Raw genomic sequence first — 18,451 nt, 5'->3', positions numbered from 1 at the left:
CGCCGGCCGTCGCGCCGGCCGCGGTCGCCGACACCGACAGCGAGTTCGCCAGCAATGCCGCCAACCCGGACAACTGGGGCGGCATCGGCCGCGACTTCGGCCTGACCCGGCACAGCCCGCTGGCCGAGATCAACCGCGACAACGTCAAGAATCTGAAGATGTCGTGGGAGATGAAGACCGACGCCACCCGCGGCCATGAAGGCCAGCCGCTGGTGGTGGGCGGCACCATGTACATGGTCAGCGCCTATCCGAACAACGTGTTCGCGATCGACCTGTCGCAGGAAGACAACGGCAAGGTGCTGTGGAAGTACACCCCGCAGCAGGACGAGCGCGCGGTGGCGGTGGCCTGCTGCGATACGGTCAACCGCGGTGCGTCCTACGCCGACGGCAAGGTGGTGTTCGGCAGCCTCAGCGGCGACGTGATCGCGCTCGATGCCAAGACCGGCAAGGAAGTGTGGAAGCAGAAGCTCGCCTATCCCGAGAAGGGCGAGACCATCACCATGGCCCCGATCATCGCCGACGGCAAGGTCGTGGCCGGCATCAGCGGCAACGAGTTCGGCGTGCGCGGGCGCGTCGCCGCGTACGCGCTGGCCGACGGCAAGCAGGCCTGGTCCTGCGAAGCCACCGGCACCGACAAGGACATCTGCCTCGGCCCGGACTTCAACAAGGCCAATCCGCAGCACGGCCAACTCGGCGACCTCGGCCAGAAGACCTACCCCGACGAAGGCTGGAAGCGCGGCGGCGGCGCGGCCTGGGGCTGGTACAGCTACGACCCGAAACTCAAGCTGGTCTACTACGGCACCGGCAATCCCGGCCTGTGGAGCCCGTCGTACCGCTGCGGCAAGACCACGCAGAAGGAATGCGACACCGGCGAGTACGACAACAAGTGGTCGATGACCCTGTTCGCGCGCAAGATCGACACCGGCGAGGCGGTGTGGGGCTACCAGAAGACCCCGTTCGACCAGTGGGACTACGACGGCATCAACGAGCCGATCCTGGTCGACCTGACCATCGACGGCAAGCAGGTGCCGTCGGTGGTGCAGTTCGACCGCAACGGGTTTGCCTACGTGCTCGACCGCCGCGACGGCACGCTGCTGCGCGCCAACAAGTTCGTGCCGGCCAACTGGGCCGAGCGCATCGACATGAAGACCGGGCGCCCGGTCAAGGTCGCGGCGCATTCGCCGCTGGAACGCGGCCGCAAGGTCGAGGCGTTCCCGTCGGCGATGGGTGGCAAGGACCAGCAGCCGTGCTCGGTGGATCCGGCCAATTCGGCGGTGTTCTTCTGCGGCACCAACAACTGGCACATGGAGCTCGACCCGCAGGAGCGCGGCAACACCATGATGGGCCTGCCGTACGTGTTCGCCAACGTGCTGATGAAGCCCAACGAGCCGGGCGCACTGGGCATCGTCAAGGCGTTCGACGTGGTCGAAGGCAAGTCCAAGTGGGAGATCAAGGAGAAGTTCCCGGTGTGGAGCGGCACCCTGGTCACCGACGGCGGGCTGGTGTTCTACGGCACGCTGGACGGCTGGTTCCGCGCCGTGGACAAGGACACCGGCAAGAAACTGTGGGAGACCAAGCTGCCCTCCGGCGTCATCGGCAATCCGATCGCCTACAAGGCCAACGGCCACCAGTACGTGGCGGTGTTCTCGGGTATCGGCGGCTGGATCGGCCTGCCGGTCGCCGCCGGCCTGGATCCGGGCGATCCGTACGGCGCGCTGGGTGCCGCGGGCCTGGCCTTCAGCAACGGCTTCGACAAGATCCCGTTGGGCGGCATGGTGCACACCTTCCGCATCGACGGCGCCGGCAAGACCGTCACGCCCACCACGACCGCCACTGCGGCCGCCGGTGGCGGCAGCGCGGCGGTCGCCGGTGGCGGCAGCGCGGCGGTCGCCGCCAAGACGGTGCGATGAGCCGGCGGCGCCGCGTCCAGGGTGCGAGCGGGTGCCGGATGGCACCCGCCTCGCGGCGCCTGCCTGCGGGCGCGCGCGCCGTGTTGCTGTTGTGCAGCCTCGGACTCGTCGCCGCGGGCTGTACGCGCGAGCCGTCGTCCGCGACGGCTCGCGCTCCTGCTGCCCCGCCCGCCGTTGCGGCACCGGCATCCGCCGCGCCCGCCACGACGCTGCCGGCCGATGCGCCGGTGCTGCGGGTCTGTGCCGATCCCGGCAACATGCCGTTGTCCGATCGTGCAGGCGAGGGCTTCCAGAACAAGATCGCCCAGGTGGTGGCCGCGGAGATGGGCCGGCGCCTGGAGTACGAGTGGCGCAGCTACTACCAGCGCGGCCTGGCGCGCAGCACGATCAACGCCGGGCGGTGCGACGTGCTGATGGACATGAACAGCGATTTTGAAATGGGCCTGCCCACGCGCCCGTTGTATCGCTCCACCTATGTGCTGGTCACCCGCAAGGGCCTGGACCTGCGTCCTGCCTCGCTGGACGATCCTGCGCTGAAAAAGCTCAAGGTCGGCGTGTTCCAGAGCTCGCCGGCGCGGCAGGCGCTGTTCGACCATGGCGTGCAGGGTGAAGTGCAGTACCTGTTCTACGATTCGGCGAGTGCGCCGCAGGAACATCCCGGCAAGCTCGCCGAGCAGGTCGCCGCCGGCAAGCTCGATGCCGCCGAATCCTGGGGACCGGTGGCCGGCTACTACGCCGCGCGCGGCGGCCTCGGCGTGGTGCCGCTGAACGTCATCGACAACGAGGTGCTGGAATATTCGATGGCGTGGGCGGTGTCGCGCAAGAACGCGGCACTGCGCGATGCGCTGAACGCGGCGATGCAGCGCAGCGCCGGCAAGATCGGCGCGATCCTGCGCGAGTATCACGTGCCGCTGGTGGACTGCGCCGATTGCATCGTCGCCGGCGATCTGCGCTCGCACGGCTCCTACGCGGTGCCCGACGACCAGGACGATACGCCGAGCGCGCAGGCCTCGTCGGACATGCTGGCGCAATTGCAGTTGCGCATCGCCGGCGGTGCCGATCCGAACGAGGAACTGGCGCATGCGCTGGACGCCGGCGATGGCGTGCGCGTGGCCTGGCTGCTGCGGCATGGCGCCAGCGCCGACAAGCCCAACCTGCTCGGCGAGCCGCCGCTGCAGCAGGCGATCCGCAACCAGGCGCCGCTGCTGGTCGGCGAGCTGTTGGCCGCGGGCGCCAAGGTCGAAAACCGCGACAGCAATGGCTGGACGCCGTTGATGAAGGCGGCCTGGTCCAACGACGGCAAGAGCGCCGCGCAATTGCTGGCGCATGGCGCCAAGGTCGAGGCGGTGTCCGCCGACGGCTGGACGCCGTTGGACCTGGCCATCTCCTACGCCGACGCCGACCTGGTACAGGCATTGCTCACCGCGGGTGCCAGCGTGCGCCGTGCCAATCCGGCCGGCTTCACCCCGGTGATGTTCGCGGTGGCGCGCAACGACCCGAAGATCCTCGATCTGCTGCTCAAGCGCGGTGCCGAAGCCGACCGTGCCAACCGCGCCGGCGTCACGCCGTTGATGCTGGCCGCCGCTGCCGGCCGCGAGGACAGCGCCCGGCGCCTGCTCGCCGCCGGCGCCAGCGCCGATGCGCGCGACGCCGACGGCAAGACCCCGGCGGCGCTGGCCCAGCAACGCGGCAATGCCGAACTCGCCCACCTGCTGACGGAGGCCCAGCACCGACGCACGCAATGACCGCTTTCCGCCGTTCCGTACACGCCGCTCGCGCGGCCTGCTCCTCCCATCGTGCACTCCGCAAAGGTTCTGCTCCCATGCGCTCTGCTTCCGTCCGTCGTCGTGCCGTCTCCGTGCTGTTGCCCGTGTCCCTGTTCGCCTCGCTCCTGTTGCTGGCCGCCTGCGGCAAGCAGGAGACGCCCGCCGCGCCAGCGGCCACACCCGAGCCGGCTGCGGCGCCGGCGCCTGCACCGGCCTCTGCGCCGGCGGCGACCGCGCCCGTCGCTGCTGCTCCTGCCGCCGCACCGGCCCCCGCTGCGGCGGTGACGCCGATTCCGAAGGGACCGCCGGTCAAGGTCACCCCGGAGTTGGTCGCCGAAGGCAAGGCGCTGTTCAACTCCGCCGGCTGCACCGCCTGTCACGGCGGCACCGGTGGCGGCGGCATGTGTCCGCCGCTGACCAACGACATCTGGGTGTACGGCAGCGACGACGACACCTTGCGTACGCTGATCACCGAAGGGACGGCCGGCATGACCGCGCATGGCAAGACCCGGATCGGCCACGAGAAGGTGGTCGGGCAGATGCCGCCGTTCGGTCCCGTGCTCAAGCCGGGCGATACCGAGAAGCTGCTGGCCTTCATCCATTCCATCAACAAGACCGCAGGCGCCACGCAATGAGGAAAGCGTTGCGCCTGTCCGCCGTCGTCGCGCTGTCGCTGTTCGCTGCTGCGTGCCAGCGCACCGCCGAGCCGACGGCGGGGGCCGATGCGGCGGCGGCGCCTGCGGCCGCGACCGCGGCGCTGGCCTACGTGCCGAACCAGCGCAGCGGCACCATCTCGGTGATCGACACCGGCAGCGACCAGGTGGTGCGCACGCTGTCGGCGCAGGGCCAGCTCGGCAAGCGCCTGCAGCAGGTGGTGCCGGGGCCGCCCGGGCATCTGTACGTCATCGACGCGCAGGGCCATCGCCTGCTGGACCTGGATACCGTGCAGGACCGGGTGCTGCGCAGCGTCGACATCGGCGAGAACGCCGAAGGCGTCGCCGCATCGCCGGACGGCCGCCAGCTGGCGGTGTGCGTGGAGGGGCAGAACCAGGTGATGCTGATCGACCCGGCCAGCTTCACCATCGGCGCGCACATCGCCACTCGCGGGCAGGCGCCGGAACACTGCGTCTACACGCCGGATGGCGCGCTGCTGCTGACCAGCAACGAAGGCTCCAACGACCTGGACGTGATCGACCTGAAGGCCGGCGCGTCCACCGGCGTCATCGCCACCAGCGGGCATCCGCGCGGCATGGCGTTCGCGCCGGACGGCAAGACGGCGTACGTGGCGCAGGAAGCGGCCAATGTGGTCGACGTGATCGACCTGGCGGCGCGCACGCGCGTGGCCAGCATTCCGGCCGGGCAGCGTACCGCCGGCATCGCCATCGCCCGCGACGGCAGCCGCGTGTACGCGTCCAATGGCGCCGGCACGGTCAGCGTGATCGATCCGGCCGCGCGCCGTGCGTTGGCGGAGATCCCGGTGGGGCAGCGGCCCTGGAACCCGGCGCTGAGCCCGGACGGCAAAAAGTTGTACGTGGCCAATGGCCGTTCCAACAGCGTTAGTGTCATCGACACGGCGGCGATGAAGGAGATCAAGCAGATCGCGGTGGGCGAGATGCCATGGGGTGTGATCGTGGCGCAGTGAGGTGAGGCGAGCGGCGCTCTCGGGCGCCGCGACGGGAGGCGGGGAGAGCCGGAATGAAGACGCGAGCCGCGGTCGCCTGGGCGGCGAACCAGCCGCTGGCCATCGAGGAAGTGGATCTGCAGCCGCCCAAGGCCGGCGAGGTGCTGGTGCGCATGGTCGCCAGCGGCATCTGCCACGGCGACGACATCGCCCTGTCCGGTGCCGATGCCGATACGGCATTCCCGGTGATCCTGGGCCAGGAAGGCGCCGGCGTGGTCGAAGAGGTCGGCGTCGGCGTCACCAGCGTGCGCCCGGGCGATCACGTGATCCCGCTGTACATGCCCGAATGCGGCGTGTGCAAGTACTGCCGTTCCAACCGCACCAACCTGTGCCAGGCGATCCGAAGCACCCAGGACCGCGGGCTGATGCCCGACGGCAGCAGCCGCTTCTCGCTGCATGGACGCCCGCTGCTGCACTACATGGGCACCAGCACCTTCGCCGAGTACACCGTGCTGCCGGAAATCGCGGTGGCCAGGATCCATCCGGACGCGCCGCTGGACAAGGCCTGCCTGCTCGGCTGCACGGTCACCACCGGCATCGGCGCCGTGCTCAACACCGCGCGGGTGCGTCCGGGCGAGAGCGTGGCGGTGTTCGGACTCGGCGGCATCGGCCTGTCGGTGGTGCAGGGCGCGGTGATGGCGCGCGCCGAGCGCATCATCGTGGTCGACATCAACCGCGACAAGTTCCCGCTGGCGCGCGCGCTGGGCGCCACCGACTGCCTGGATCCGAAGGATTTCGGCGCGCCGGTGCAACAGGTCATCGTCGACCTCACCGACGGCGGCGCCGACCACAGTTTCGCCTGCGTCGGCGACGTGCGCGCGATGCGCGCGGCGCTGGAGTGCTGCCACAAGGGCTGGGGCGAAAGCATCATCCTCGGCGTGGCGCCGAGCGCGCAGGAGATCAGCACGCGGCCGCTGCAACTGGTCACCGGCCGCGCCTGGCGCGGCAGCGCGTTCGGCGGGGTCAAGGGCCGCAGCGAGCTGCCGGCCTATGCCGAGCGCTACCTGGCCGGGGATATCCGCATCGACGAACTCATCAGCGAAACCCTGCCGCTGGACCACATCAACCGCGGCTTCGAGGCGATGCGCGCCGGCCGCGGCATCAAATCGATCGTTCTCTACTGAGCCCTCAAGGAACCGGCATGACCCACACCCCAGGACCGCATACTCCGCCGCCGAGCCTGCTCGCGCTGGCCGTCGCCACCGCCATCGGCCTGCTCGCCGCACCGGCGCACGCGCAGACCACGGTCAATGCCGACGATGCGCAGATCACCGCGCTGGACCGGGTCGAGGTCACCGCCACGCCGATCCCCGGCACGCTGATCGATGCCGACCTGCTGCCGTACACGGTGCAGACCGCCAATGCCGACGACATCGCACGCAGCCAGGCCGGCAACCTCACCGACTTCCTGCTGCGCGAAATGAACGGCGTGGACACCAACGAGGTGCAGGGCAGCCCGTTTCAGACCGACCTGACCTTCCGCGGTTTCCGTGCCTCGGCCTTGCCGGGCGCCTCGCAGGGCGTGTCGGTGTACCTGGACGGTGTGCGCATGAACGAGCCGTTCGCCGACATCGTCAGCTGGGACATGATGCCGGAGGCGGCGATCCGCAGCGTCGCGCTGATGCCGGGCTCCAACCCGCTGTTCGGTCCCAACACGCTGGGTGGCGCGCTGGCCTTCACCACCCAGTCCGGCCTGACCGCGCCGGGCCTGCGCGCCGACCTGTCGGTGGGCAGCGGCGCGCGCAAGCGCCTGGATGCGTCCTACGGCTACGCCGGTGCCGACGGCCTGCATGCCTTCGTCGCGGCTACCGGTTTCGACGAGAACGGCTGGCGCGACGCCTCCGCCGGCCGCCTGGGGACCGTGTTCGGCAAGTTCGGGCGGCAGGGCGAGCGCACCGACTGGGACGTGTCGCTGCTGCACGGGCGCAGCCGCCTGGTCGGCAATGGCCTGCTGCCGAGCTATCGCTACACCGACGAGGGCACCGAGCCGGGGCTGTACGAAGCCGACCGCGCCGCGGTCTACACCTCGCCGGACCTGACCCGCAACCGCAACACGCTGCTCACCGGACAGTTCGACCATCGCTTCGACGAGCGCACCGCACTGCATCTGCTCGCCTACTACCGCCAGGGGCGGCGCGACACCGTCAACGGCGACATCAACGACGACTACGAAGAGTTCGTCGACGATTGCGCCGACGGCTACGCCGCCGACGGCACGCCGCTGGACGCCGGCTGCACGGTGTCGCGCGCCGATGCCGACGCGCTGCACAGCGGCGTGCTCAACACCACGCAGATGCGCCAGCACGCCGAGGGCGTGGCACTGAACCTCAGCCACCAGGCCGGCGCGCACGCGCTGAGCATCGGCGCCACCTACGACCGCAACCGCGTGCGCTACCGGCAGTACGAGCAGGAGGCGTTCGTGCAGGACGATCGCTCGGTGGTCGCCGATCCGGACGAGGATCGGGAGTTCTTCTCCGGCGTCGACGGGCGCAGCAGCACCCTGGGCCTGTTCGCCGCCGATACCTGGGAGCTGAGCGAGGCCACCCACCTCAATGCCGCGCTGCGCTGGAACCGCGTCGCCGTCGCCAACACCCTGTCCACCGCCGACGACGGCGTGCTGCCGCGCGAGCGCTTCGTGTTCGCCAAGGCCAATCCCTCGCTGGGCATCACCCAGCGCCTGGGCGACGGCTTCACCGCGTTCGCCTCGGCCTCGCAGAACAGCCGCGCGCCGACCGCGATCGAACTCGGCTGCGCCGACCCGGAACAGCCGTGCCGGTTGCCGACCGGGCTGCAGGCCGACCCGCGCCTGGAGCAGATCGTCTCGCGCACCTACGAGCTCGGCCTGCGCTGGAACCCGACGCCGGCGCAGACGCTGAACGCCTCGCTGTACCGCGCCGACAACCGCGACGACATCCTGTTCCTGCGCGCACCCAATTCCCAGCAGGGCTATTTCGACAACGTCGACCGCACCCGCTATCAGGGCGCCGACCTCAGCTACCGCGGCAGCCACGGCGCGCTGCGCTGGTTCGCCGGCTACAGCTACCTGGACGCCACCTACCGCAGCGCCGGCGAACTGCTCTCCGGCGAGCGCACGGTGACCTTGCGGCCGGGCACGCGCATCGCCGGCCTGCCGCGCAACACGCTGAAGCTGGGCGTGGACTGGCAGGCGCTGGCGCAGCTGACGCTGGGGGCCGACTTGCGCGCGGTGTCGCGGCGCGTGGCCAGCGGCAACGAGGACGGCCTGGTCGAAGACCCCGAGGAAGGCGAGGCGCCGGCACGCCACGACCTGTCCACCGGCGGCTATGCCTTGCTCGACCTGCACGGCACCTGGGAACTCGCCGAAGGCCTGTCGTTGTACCTGCGGGTCAACAACGTGTTCGACCGCCGCTACGAGACGTATGCGGCGATCGCCGAGGACCTGTTCCCGGGCGGCGCCCTGGCGCGCCCGCAGGACGCTGCGGTCGAGGACGGCCCCTCGCGCTTCGTCGCCCCCGGCGCCCCGCGGCAATACCAGGTCGGTTTGCGCTGGCGCTTCTAGCGGGCGGTTTGCGGTTCGTGTGGTGGCACCGCTCGGCGCGTGCCATCCGCCGTGTCCAAGACGGCTGCACGCCAGTCGGCGCGGGCGACTGGCGCGGCTGACGTCGCTCCTGCCTGGGTCAGCGCCTGCTCATCGGCGCAGGGCTTCCTGCAGGAGCGGCGTCAGCCGCGACCTCGGACGGAACCTATCCGGCTCCGTCCGCAGTCGGGACTGAAGTCCCTTCCACAGTGTGCGATCTCAGCGACCCGCAAGCTGTTGTCGTAAAAACGGTTGTCGTGGAGCGGCTTCAGCCGCGACATCGAAGCCCGGCGTCCTCCAGCCGCCTCAACGGTTGGGACGCGAATACCTCACAGTACTCACGCCGCTACCGAATGGCAGGACCCGACAGGCGAGGCTTCATTCGCGACGCGCAACAACTCCATTGAATCGCGATGCCGCCACCACTCAAGCCGTCGCCAACCCGTGCTTGCGCAGCTTGCGATACAAGGTATTGCGGCTGATGCCCAGCGCATCGGCGGTGCGGCTGACGTTCCAGCGGTGACGCTCGAGCTGCTGTTGCAGCACGCTGCGCTCGGCACTGTCCAGGGCGACACGGCCGGGCATGCCGTCGCCGGCATGCGCGTCGTCGCCGAGCAGGCACGGGCCGCTGTCGGCGTCGACGATTTCCTGCGGCAGGTTGGGGATGCGGATGACGCCATCGGCGCACAGCACCGCCGCGGTACGCAGTACGTTGCGCAGCTGCCGCAGGTTGCCGGGCCAGGCATAGCTGAGCAGCTTGTGCAGGGCGTCCTCGCTGATGCGCACCGTCTGCTCGCCGCTTTCCTCGCGCAGCAGGGTGCGGATCAGTTCGGCCTTGTCGCTGCGCTCGCGCAGCGGCGGCAGGTGCAGCACCACGCCGTTGAGGCGGTAGTACAGGTCTTCGCGGAAGCCGCCGCTGCCGACCATCTGCGCCAGGTCGCGGTGGCTGGCGCTGATCACGTGCAGTTCCAGCGGTACGGCGCGGTCGCTGCCCAGCGGGGTCACGCTCTGTTCCTCCAGTACCCGCAGCAGGCGCGTCTGCAGCGGCAGCGGCATGTCGCCGATCTCGTCCAGGAACAGGGTGCCGCCGCTGGCCTGCAACAGCTTGCCGTGGCGTCCTTCGCGCGCGGCATCGGTGAAGGCGCCGCGCGCATAGCCGAACAGCTCGCTCTCGATCAGCGCTTCCGGGATCGCCGCACAGTTCACCGCCACGAACGGGCGGTCGGCCCAGGGCGAGCTGCGGTGCACCGCCTTGGCGAACTCTTCCTTGCCGGTGCCGGTGGCGCCGCACAGCAGGATCGACACGCGGTGCTTGGCCAGCTTCAGCGCATTGTCCAGGTTGTGCAGCATGCGCGGATCGGAACCGACATGATCGTTGGCGCGCGCGGCCTGGCCGTCCTCGCCCGCGGCGCGCGTTCGGCCGGCAGCGCTGCGCGCACGCGGCGGCTGCGCCAGGGCGAAGAAGCGGCGGCCGTGGCAGGCGCAACGGATCGACCACAACGTGCTGGCGTCTTTGCGCGCGCGCTGCTCCAGCGTGTCGAAATCCAGCTGCATCACCTGGGCGATGTCGCGCCCGACCAGTGGCGAACGGTCGGGCTTGCCGAGCTGTTCCAGCGTGGCCTCGTTGACCGCCAGCACGCGGCCGTCGCCGCCGACCGCGATCAGCGCCTCGTGCAGCAGGCCGGCGAACTCGGGGCGGCTGTGGAAGCGCAGGATCCACGCATGCCGGTACTGCTCCAGGAAGTACGCGCGGGCGATCTGCGCCGCCGACATGCGCACCAGCGCGCCGGTATGGCGCTGCACCAGCTTGGTATCGCGTGCGTCGGGCGTGGAGGCGTCCAGCACCGCCAGCAGATGGCCTTGCGGGTCCAGGATCGGCGCGCCGCTGCAGGACAACGGCAGGTGCCGCTCCAGGTAGTGTTCGCCGCGGTGCACGCTCAGCGCACTGCCCTCCACCGCACAGGTGCCGATGCCGTTGGTGCCCTGGTAGCGTTCGGCCCAACTGGCGCCACAGAACAGCCCGGTCTCGCGGAACGCACGCAGCAGCGCCGGATCCTGCACGCTGTGCAGGACCGTGGCCTCGGTGTCGGCGAACACCACCGCGTAGCTGCCGCCGGCGATCTGTTCGTAGAGATTTTCCATCTCCACCTTGGCAATGCGCAGCAGCGCCTCCAGCCGCTGCTGGCGCTCGCGCAACTCACCGTCGTCATGGACCATCGGCGAGGGGTGGGTGTCCGGGGCCAGGCCGTACTCGTCGAGGCAGCGCCGCCACGAGCGTGCCAGCGCCGGCGGCAAGGACTCGATCTGGCGGAAATGGCGCATGCGCGCCAGCGGCGCGCAGTCGGCCTCGGTGGCGGATGGTGCGACGACCTTGGCTTGCGCGAGGCTGGCGACAGTCGACTCGGACATGGGCGCGCTCTCGTCCCCCCCAGGGGCCCTTGCGCAAGTGACGCACAAACCAGGCCTGGGCTCAACCCGCAGTGCAGCAAAGCGATGGCGTCGCCCGCCGTCGATCCCCCGGTCGCGCTGGGATCCTCCGTCCATCATGACTGTCGGTGGGCGTGCAGGACACGCCGCGCCCCGGCAGCGCCCTGTCGTAGTGCATCCGCATCCACCGTCGCGCGGTGGGAACGGCGACTTGGCGAATCGAATCGAGTGCCGCACCGCACCGCCCGCTACGCAGACGGCGCGCTGCGCGCTGCCGCATGCGCCCGGCCGAAGTCGGGTTATGCCAGTGCCGGGCCGTTGCGGCTCGGCGCGTCCCGCTCGCGCGCCAATTCCTGCTGTTGCGCGAGTTGCCGTTCGCGGTCGATCGCCTGGTTCGCGGCCTGCAGTCGCTGGTCGGACTGCTCCACCGGAGTGGCGAGCGCCACTTGCACATCCACGCTGGCGCGCTTTTGCGCCGGGTCGCGCTGTTCACCTTCGACCACCACCAGATGGCCCTTCTCGGTGAGCGCCACGCGATCGGCCCGTTCCAGTGCGTTCGACGCCAGCGGCGCGTTGCCGGGGCCGCCATTGTCCCGGCAAGCGGCCAACGCAGCGCGGCTCAGGCGTTCGCTGGCCGCATCGTACGGTTTGCCCAGATCCTGGTCGATCCTTCTGACGCCCTCGCGGATCTGCTCGAGCAGCGCATGATTCCGGTGGCTGGCGTCGTTCGGGTCGGGCGCCGACGCCGGAGCGCGATCCGGCGCAGGCGTTTGCGGTTGCTGCTGCTCGCTGCGTTCGCGCAACTGCGCCGGGGTCGGTACGTGCAGCAGCGTTTCGCTCTTGCCGTCCTTGCGCAGTTGAAGATCCACGCTCTGATCGGCATTGCCGACGCGCTTGACCTCGTCGCGCTGCACCGCGCTCCACTTGCCGCCGACGAAGGCGGTACCGTGACCGTTCCCATCGAAGACGACCACATCGTTGTCCGCGCCGAACAGGCTCGACGACTGCGCGACCGTCTTGCCGTTCCGGCCTTTGAGGTTGTAGCCGAACGCACTGTCCTGGTCGAGGGCGCCGATCAGTTTTGGCGACTGGCCGTTCTGCAGGAACAGGGTCTTGGTCGCGTTGTACTGATGCAGCGCATCCGCGTGGGCGGTATCGCCCTTCAGGTCGACCGGGCTGCGCAATGGGTCGGCGGAGACCGCCGCAAAAGCATCATGCAGGGGATTCCCGGGCTGCGCCGCACGGAGCTTGTTGAACACCTCGGTACCTGCGAGCGCGTGGTGGACGCCGCTCTCGATGTAGTCGGGCACCACCTCGCCTTTCTTGTTGGTCTTGTTCGGCAGCAGCGCGTCGACCTTGTTCACCACGTCCTCGACGCTGCCGAGGCTGCCGTCGTTGATGCCCTTGAGGATCTTCGGATACTGACTCTTGCCGGCCTGGTTCTCCAGCTTCATCAGCACGGTGGCGTACTTGGCCTGGTCGTCCAGGCTCGCGTTCTTGTACAACTCCGTCTGGCGCAATTGGTGCAGCGCGCCGCCAGGGTCCTTCTTGCCGTCGCCTTCGCGCATCAGATGGTCGATCTGCGTGCGGTCGCGATCGTGTACGAATTGCACGCCTGCATCGGAGGCCAGGAAGGTATTGAGGTTCTTGAGCACGGTTGCATCGGGTGCGCGGCCGTTGTCCGCGCGGATGGCATCGCCATTGCGCTGCAGATCGGAGATCGTCTGTGTTCTTTGGTTTTCCGACAGCGCCAGACTCGGAGTCTGCCGGGCGGCCCATGTCTGGTAGGCATCCACCAGCGTCGGGACGACGTCCGGATGTGCGCCCAGGTCGGTCTGCAGCGTGCCGATGCTGAAGCCGCTGTTGGCCACCGGCTTGAGCGTGTTGCCCTCGACCGATCCGGCGAACGACAGGTGATAGGCCACATTCTTGGGACCCAGGCTGCCTTCCGAGGCCACGCCGATGGCGAAGTAGCCCAAGGTCTTGAGTTGCGCGTCGGTGAGTTGCGGCGTTGCCGCGGTGGGGGCGGTGTTTGGATCGGACATGTCGCTGTTCCCCGATGGTGTGTCGTCCCTGTAGACGCTCGCGTTAGCCTCTGCCTTCTCCGCAGAGCTTGAGGTTGGTGCGTGCGGCGCGGATCACGCGGAGGTAATCGTCGACGAGGGCGGGCGTCATGCCCTCGCTGATGGCGTCGTCGCTGCGCTTGGCATCGTCCTGGTAGGGCGCCAGCGTCTGCCGGCATCCGGCATCGTCGCCGAGTTTATGCTGGGTCAGCGCGTAGTCGTTGCGGATGGCGCCGGCGTCGCTGAAGCTGAGGGCCGCCACGCAGTCGCGATAGAGCGGCGCGAGCGCCGCTTCGGCACCCGCATAGTCCTTGCGATCGTAGGATGCCTGGAAGGCCTTGCGCGTTCGCTGCATGACTTCAGGCGTGCAGGTCGCAGCCTGTTTCAGATAGTCGCCTGCGAAGCTGCCGTTGCCGCCGCAGTACTCCCGGCACGCGCTCTCGGCGCCGGCCGTGGCGGACACCGCCACGCCGTCTGCCTTGGATGCGAACTGCAGCGTGCAGGTGCCGTCGTCGACCGTGGCCTGGGTTCCGTGCAGCGTGCCGCTGAAGCTGCAACCGGCATCGACATTCTGCGTTTCGAGGGTGAAGCGTGCATCGGGCTGCACGGTCAGCTGGCCCCAGCCGGGCTGGGTGGCATAGTGGCCGGGGGGCACTTGCGCGGCCGCCGCATCGTGCGTCGCAGCAGGCGCCGTCGGGCCGTTCGCGGCAGGCGCGGGGGCGGTCGGGGGCACGGAGGGAGTCGCGCTCGCGGGTGCCTGGGCGGCGTTGCCGCAGGCGCACAGGGTCGCCGCGCAGCACAGGGAGAGCAGCAGTCCACGCGGGATCGGTGCGGCGGCCAGGATCCTGGCGGTCCAGCGAGGCGCGGTGTCCATCCGATCATTCCATCGACGCGGGCGGCCGAGTCTAGCCCCGCCCGGATCGGCGCCGCAAGCCTGGATGCCGCGTCGCAATCGGTCGTGGAACGGCGGCCCGCCGGGTAAGCGTCCGGCAAGCGCGATGGCCAGGTGTCGACGCTGCCGTTCCGCCGGTAGTGCCCCAGCCTTACAACGCGTAACCGAACTGCTGCTTGAACTGGTCGTTGAATTCGTCGAAGTCGAAGCGCTGGTTCTGCGTGCCCGGGTGCTCGACCTTCAGGGCGCCCATCAGGTTGCCCATGCGGCCGATGGTCAGCCAGTCGCAGCCGCGCTGGATGCCGAAGATCAGGCCGGCGCGGAAGGCGTCGCCGCAGCCGGTGGGGTCGACCACGCGGCGCTCGTGCGCCGGCGGGATGTCGTAGGTCTTCTCGGGGGTGTGGACCAGGGCGCCCTTGGGGCCCTGGGTGGTGATGTAGGCCTGCACGCGCGAGACGATGTCCTTCTCGTTCCAGCCGGTGCGCTCCTGCAGCAGGTTGGACTCGTAGTCGTTGACCACCACGTAGTCGGCCTGCTCGATGAACTGGCGCAGCTCCGGGCCGTTGAACAGCGGCATGGCCTGGCCGGGGTCGAAGATGAACGGCACGCCGCCGGCGCTGAACTCCTCGGCGTTCTGGATCATGCCCTCGCGCCCGTCCGGGCCGACCAGGCCCAGGGTCACGCCCGGCACGTCCTTCACGTGATTCTCGTAGCTGCGCATCATCGCGCCCGGATGGAACGCGGTGATCTGGTTGTTGTCGTGGTCGGTGGTGATGAACGCCTGCGGGGTGAACAGCTCCTCGATCACCTTGACCCGCGACAGGTCGATGCCCAGCGCCTGGAAATGCTCGCGGTACGGGCCGAAGTCCTGGCCCACGGTGCCCATCGGGATCGGGTGGCCGCCCAGCAGGTGCAGGTTGTAGGCGATGTTGCCGGCGCAGCCGCCGAACTCGCGGCGCATCCGCGGCACCAGGAACGACACGTTCAGGATGTGCACCTTGTCCGGCAGGATGTGGTTCTTGAACTGGTCCGGGAACACCATGATGGTGTCGTAAGCGAGAGAACCACAGATCAGTGCAGACATCGGGCAGGCCTTGGCGGAGGAATGAGCCCGCATTCAGGCGGGCGAGGGGCGGGGTCGCCGCGGCGCAAAGGGTAACGGCTGCGGCCCGGCAGGGCCAGAACCACGATCCATCGCGGTCCCGCCGATACCACGCAACGCGTGGTTTTAGCGAGAATTTTCCTTGCCCGCACCCAGGCGGGTTGCTAGGCTAGCGGACTTCGTTTTCTGCCCATTTTTTCGCCATTCTGGCGACGGCGCGCGCCCCAGGACCCAATCCCCCGATGTTCAAGAAACTCCGCGGCATGTTCTCCAACGACCTGTCCATCGATCTGGGCACGGCCAACACCCTCATCTACGTGCGTGGCCAGGGCATCGTGCTGAACGAACCGTCGGTGGTCGCGGTGCGCCAGGACCGGGCGATCGGCGGCACCCGCTCGGTCGCTGCGGTCGGCGCCGAGGCCAAGCAGATGCTCGGCCGTACGCCGGGCCACATCACCACCATCCGCCCGATGAAGGACGGCGTCATCGCCGACTTCACCTACACCGAGGCGATGCTGAAGCATTTCATCAAGAAGGTGCACAAGTCGCGCTTCCTGCGCCCCAGCCCGCGCGTGCTGGTGTGCGTGCCGGCCGGCTCCACCCAGGTGGAGCGCCGCGCGATCAAGGAATCGGCCGAGGAGGCCGGCGCCCGCGACGTGTACCTGATCGAGGAACCGATGGCCGCGGCGATCGGCGCCGGCATGCCGGTCACCGAGGCGCGCGGCTCGATGGTCATCGACATCGGCGGCGGCACCACCGAGGTCGCGGTCATTTCGCTGAACGGCATCGTCTATTCGCAGTCGGTGCGCATCGGCGGCGACCGCTTCGACGAGTCGATCACCAACTACGTGCGCCGCAACCACGGCATGCTGATCGGCGAGGCCACGGCCGAGCGGATCAAGCTGGAGATCGGCTGCGCCTATCCGCAGGCGGTGGTGCAGGAGATGGAGATCTCCGGCCGCAACCTCGCCGAGGGCGTGCCGAAGATGATCAAGATCAACTCCAACGAAGTGCTGGAAGCGCTGCACGAGCCGCTGTCGGGCATCGTCTCGGCGGTCAAGCTGGCGCTGGAGCAGACCCCGCCGGAACTGTGCGCCGATGTCGCCGAGCGCGGCATCGTGCTGACCGGCGGCGGTGCGTTGCTGCGCGACCTGGACCGGCTGATCTCCGAGGAAACCGGCCTGCACGTGCAGGTCGCCGACGATCCGCTGACCTGCGTGGCCCGCGGCGGCGGCCGTGCGCTGGAACTGGTGGACATGCACGGCAACGAGTTCTTCGCGCCGGAGTGATGGTGAGGCTGGGAATCGGGAATGGGGAATGGGGAATCGAATGCCCCATCCGCACCGATGCCCCAGTGCCCGCGTTCACCGCCGTATCCGCGCCCCGGCCCGATCGCGCCGGGAGCGCGCCGTTGCTTTCCGATTCCCCACTCCCGATTCCCCATTCCCGGCTTTAACCCGTGCCTCCTTACGCCGGTCCTCCCGTCACCGCCCGCCCCGGCGAATCCGCCAGCACGCCGCGCCTGCTGGCCTACCTGGCGTTGGCGCTGGTGCTGATCGTGCTCGACGCGCAGGCCGACTGGCTGGCCCGCCTGCGCAGCCAGGCCACGGTGCTGGTGCAGCCGATCTGGGCGCTGGCCGGCCTGCCAGGACGGCTGGGGTCGCAGGTGCAGGAGAACGCGGCCAGCCACGCGCAGCTGGTCAAGGAAAACCGCGCGTTGCGCAACGAACTGCTGATCGCCAAGGCGCGCCTGACCCGGCTGCAGACCGCGGCGCTGGACAACGCGCAGCTGCGCGAACTGCTGGGCGTGGCCGAGCGCCGCGGCCTGGACGTGCAACTGGCGCCGATCCTGGACATCGACCTGGACCCGACCCGGCAGCGCCTGGTGCTCGATGCCGGCAGCCGCGACGGCGTGCACGTCGGCCAGGCGGTGATCGACGCCGGCGGCCTGATGGGCCAGGTGATCGCGGTGACCCCGCTGCACTCCACCGTGCTGCTGCTGACCGACCCCGACCACGCGGTGCCGGTGACGGTGGCGCGCAACGGCGTGCGCCTGATCGTCTACGGCCGCGGCGGCAGCCTGGAACTGCGCGACATCCCGCTCAGCGCCGGGGTCGAGGTGGGCGACGAGATCGTCACTTCCGGCCTGGGCGGCCGCTTCCCGGCCGGCTTCCCGGTCGGCACCATCTCCGCCCTGCGCCCGGACGACACCCACGCCTTCCTGGTCGGCGAGCTGAAGCCGGCGGCGAAGCTGGACCGCGGGCGGGATGTGTTGTTGCTGAAGAGCAGGGAGTGGGGAATCGGGAATCGGGAATTGGCGACGCCTGCCGCAGCGGCAGCGGCAGCGGAAGGAGCTTCGCCCGTGGCTGGAGCCGCACAAAGCGGTGACGCCAAGCCGGCGCAGGGCGTGACGCAAGCCCCCGCAACCGGCGCCGCCGCCTCGACATCGCCGAACGCGCACCCGTCCGGCAACGCGGCCACCCCACCGCCGACCAAGCCGGCACGCGCGACATCCGGTTCCCGATTCCCGAATCCCGATTCCCGCCCGGCTCCAAAGGAGACGGGCCAATGAGCCGCCTGCGCAGCAAAGGCTGGGTGCTCCCGGTCAGCGTGATCGTGGCGCTGTTGCTGGGATTGATGCCGTTGCCGCTGGTGGTGCAGCCGCTGCGGCCGTACTGGCTGGCGCTGGTGGTGGCGTACTGGGTGATCGAGACGCCGGACAAGGTCGGGCTGGGCTTCGCCTTCGCGGTCGGGGTGCTCGCCGATCTGCTGTACGGCGGGGTGCTGGGCGAGCAGGCGCTGCGCCTGGTGATCCTGAGCTTCATCCTGCAGCGCTTCCGTGCGCGCATCCGCTTCTTCCCGATGTCGCAGCAGGCGCTGGCGATCGGCGGCCTGCTGGTCAACGACCGCATCGTCGCCGCGGCGGTGCACCTGGCCGTCGGCGAGCCGACCCTGCCGTGGAACTACTGGTGGGCGCCGCTGCTGGGCATGGCGCTGTGGCCGCCGCTGTTCGTGCTGCTGGACGCGCTGCGGCTGGGCCGGCGGAGCAAGTAG

The 18,451-nt window shown here is 69.5% G+C and carries 12 protein-coding genes and 1 pseudogene; 9 read left to right on the top strand and 4 right to left on the bottom strand.

The genetic code is table 11. The features are described 5' to 3' along the window. The 6 genes and pseudogenes from CEK68_RS09180 to CEK68_RS09155 all read left to right on the top strand — a co-directional run. A partial coding sequence (locus CEK68_RS09180; protein WP_152239202.1) for a methanol/ethanol family PQQ-dependent dehydrogenase occupies positions 1 to 1,910 on the top strand: 1,910 nt, incomplete at its 5' end. Positions 1,911 to 1,990: 80 nt separating this feature from the next. Further along, positions 1,991 to 3,655: pseudogene (locus tag CEK68_RS09175) on the top strand (quinoprotein dehydrogenase-associated putative ABC transporter substrate-binding protein); the annotation flags it as partial. Positions 3,656 to 3,732: 77 nt separating this feature from the next. Then, positions 3,733 to 4,311: a c-type cytochrome gene (locus CEK68_RS09170; protein WP_152239200.1), complete on the top strand. Its 579-nt coding sequence runs from the start codon at positions 3,733 to 3,735 to the stop codon at positions 4,309 to 4,311. Continuing rightward, positions 4,308 to 5,318 (top strand): beta-propeller fold lactonase family protein, encoded by a 1,011-nt coding sequence (locus CEK68_RS09165; RefSeq protein ID WP_152239199.1) that lies wholly within the window; start codon positions 4,308 to 4,310, stop codon positions 5,316 to 5,318. Before CEK68_RS09170 ends, CEK68_RS09165 begins: the two co-directional genes overlap by 4 nt. Positions 5,319 to 5,371: 53 nt before the next feature. Beyond that, a complete protein-coding gene (locus CEK68_RS09160; protein WP_152239198.1) occupies positions 5,372 to 6,481 on the top strand; it encodes an S-(hydroxymethyl)glutathione dehydrogenase/class III alcohol dehydrogenase in 1,110 nt (369 codons plus the stop codon). Between the two features lie 17 nt (positions 6,482 to 6,498). Continuing rightward, entirely contained in the window at positions 6,499 to 8,895 is a 2,397-nt protein-coding gene (locus CEK68_RS09155) for a TonB-dependent receptor (protein ID WP_017912441.1), read from the top strand. A gap of 444 nt (positions 8,896 to 9,339) precedes the next feature. Here CEK68_RS09155 and CEK68_RS09150 read toward each other — a convergent pair whose 3' ends face one another. From CEK68_RS09150 to CEK68_RS09135, 4 genes are all read right to left on the bottom strand, one after another. Further along, a complete protein-coding gene (locus CEK68_RS09150) occupies positions 9,340 to 11,322 on the bottom strand; it encodes a sigma-54-dependent Fis family transcriptional regulator (protein WP_193314144.1) in 1,983 nt (660 codons plus the stop codon). 317 nt (positions 11,323 to 11,639) lie between these two features. After that, positions 11,640 to 13,385 (bottom strand): XVIPCD domain-containing protein, encoded by a 1,746-nt coding sequence (locus CEK68_RS09145; protein WP_152239197.1) that lies wholly within the window; start codon positions 13,383 to 13,385, stop codon positions 11,640 to 11,642. 43 nt (positions 13,386 to 13,428) lie between these two features. Then, positions 13,429 to 13,899 carry a hypothetical protein gene (locus tag CEK68_RS09140; protein WP_226977821.1) on the bottom strand — a complete coding sequence of 157 codons (471 nt, stop codon included), beginning with the start codon at positions 13,897 to 13,899 and terminating at the stop codon, positions 13,429 to 13,431. A 547-nt stretch (positions 13,900 to 14,446) separates the two neighbouring features. Further along, positions 14,447 to 15,379, bottom strand: a complete 933-nt coding sequence (locus CEK68_RS09135) for a carbohydrate kinase family protein (RefSeq protein ID WP_017911561.1) — start codon at positions 15,377 to 15,379, stop codon at positions 14,447 to 14,449. Between the two features lie 260 nt (positions 15,380 to 15,639). On the opposite strand from CEK68_RS09135, the gene CEK68_RS09130 reads away from it, so the two are divergent. The 3 genes from CEK68_RS09130 (at position 15,640) to mreD (ending at position 18,451) form a co-directional block, all read left to right on the top strand. Beyond that, a complete protein-coding gene (locus CEK68_RS09130) occupies positions 15,640 to 16,686 on the top strand; it encodes a rod shape-determining protein (protein ID WP_010343692.1) in 1,047 nt (348 codons plus the stop codon). 170 nt (positions 16,687 to 16,856) lie between these two features. Next, positions 16,857 to 17,969: a rod shape-determining protein MreC gene (mreC, locus tag CEK68_RS09125; protein ID WP_152239196.1), complete on the top strand. Its 1,113-nt coding sequence runs from the start codon at positions 16,857 to 16,859 to the stop codon at positions 17,967 to 17,969. Then, complete coding sequence (mreD, locus tag CEK68_RS09120; protein ID WP_010343694.1) at positions 17,966 to 18,451, top strand: rod shape-determining protein MreD; 486 nt, start codon at positions 17,966 to 17,968, stop codon at positions 18,449 to 18,451. The genes mreC and mreD overlap by 4 nt, the downstream gene beginning before the upstream one ends.

Source organism: Xanthomonas sp. LMG 12461 (genome assembly GCF_009192935.1).
Classification (GTDB): Bacteria; Pseudomonadota; Gammaproteobacteria; order Xanthomonadales; family Xanthomonadaceae; genus Xanthomonas_A; species Xanthomonas_A sontii.
Note: the sequence above shows the minus strand (reverse complement) of the source record. Positions and strands in the feature narration are given on the sequence as shown.

Excerpts from the sequence above, each read along its gene's own strand:
- CEK68_RS09165 (WP_152239199.1), top strand. The coding sequence starts at position 4,308 with ATGAGGAAAGCGTTGCGCCTGTCCGCCGTCGTCGCGCTGTCGCTGTTC.
- CEK68_RS09160 (WP_152239198.1), top strand. The coding sequence starts at position 5,372 with ATGAAGACGCGAGCCGCGGTCGCCTGGGCGGCGAACCAGCCGCTGGCC.
- CEK68_RS09130 (WP_010343692.1), top strand. The coding sequence starts at position 15,640 with ATGTTCAAGAAACTCCGCGGCATGTTCTCCAACGACCTGTCCATCGAT.
- CEK68_RS09170 (WP_152239200.1), top strand. The coding sequence starts at position 3,733 with ATGCGCTCTGCTTCCGTCCGTCGTCGTGCCGTCTCCGTGCTGTTGCCC.
- CEK68_RS09135 (WP_017911561.1), bottom strand. The coding sequence starts at position 15,379 with ATGTCTGCACTGATCTGTGGTTCTCTCGCTTACGACACCATCATGGTG.
- CEK68_RS09150 (WP_193314144.1), bottom strand. The coding sequence starts at position 11,322 with ATGTCCGAGTCGACTGTCGCCAGCCTCGCGCAAGCCAAGGTCGTCGCA.
- mreD (WP_010343694.1), top strand. The coding sequence starts at position 17,966 with ATGAGCCGCCTGCGCAGCAAAGGCTGGGTGCTCCCGGTCAGCGTGATC.
- CEK68_RS09145 (WP_152239197.1), bottom strand. The coding sequence starts at position 13,385 with ATGTCCGATCCAAACACCGCCCCCACCGCGGCAACGCCGCAACTCACC.
- CEK68_RS09155 (WP_017912441.1), top strand. The coding sequence starts at position 6,499 with ATGACCCACACCCCAGGACCGCATACTCCGCCGCCGAGCCTGCTCGCG.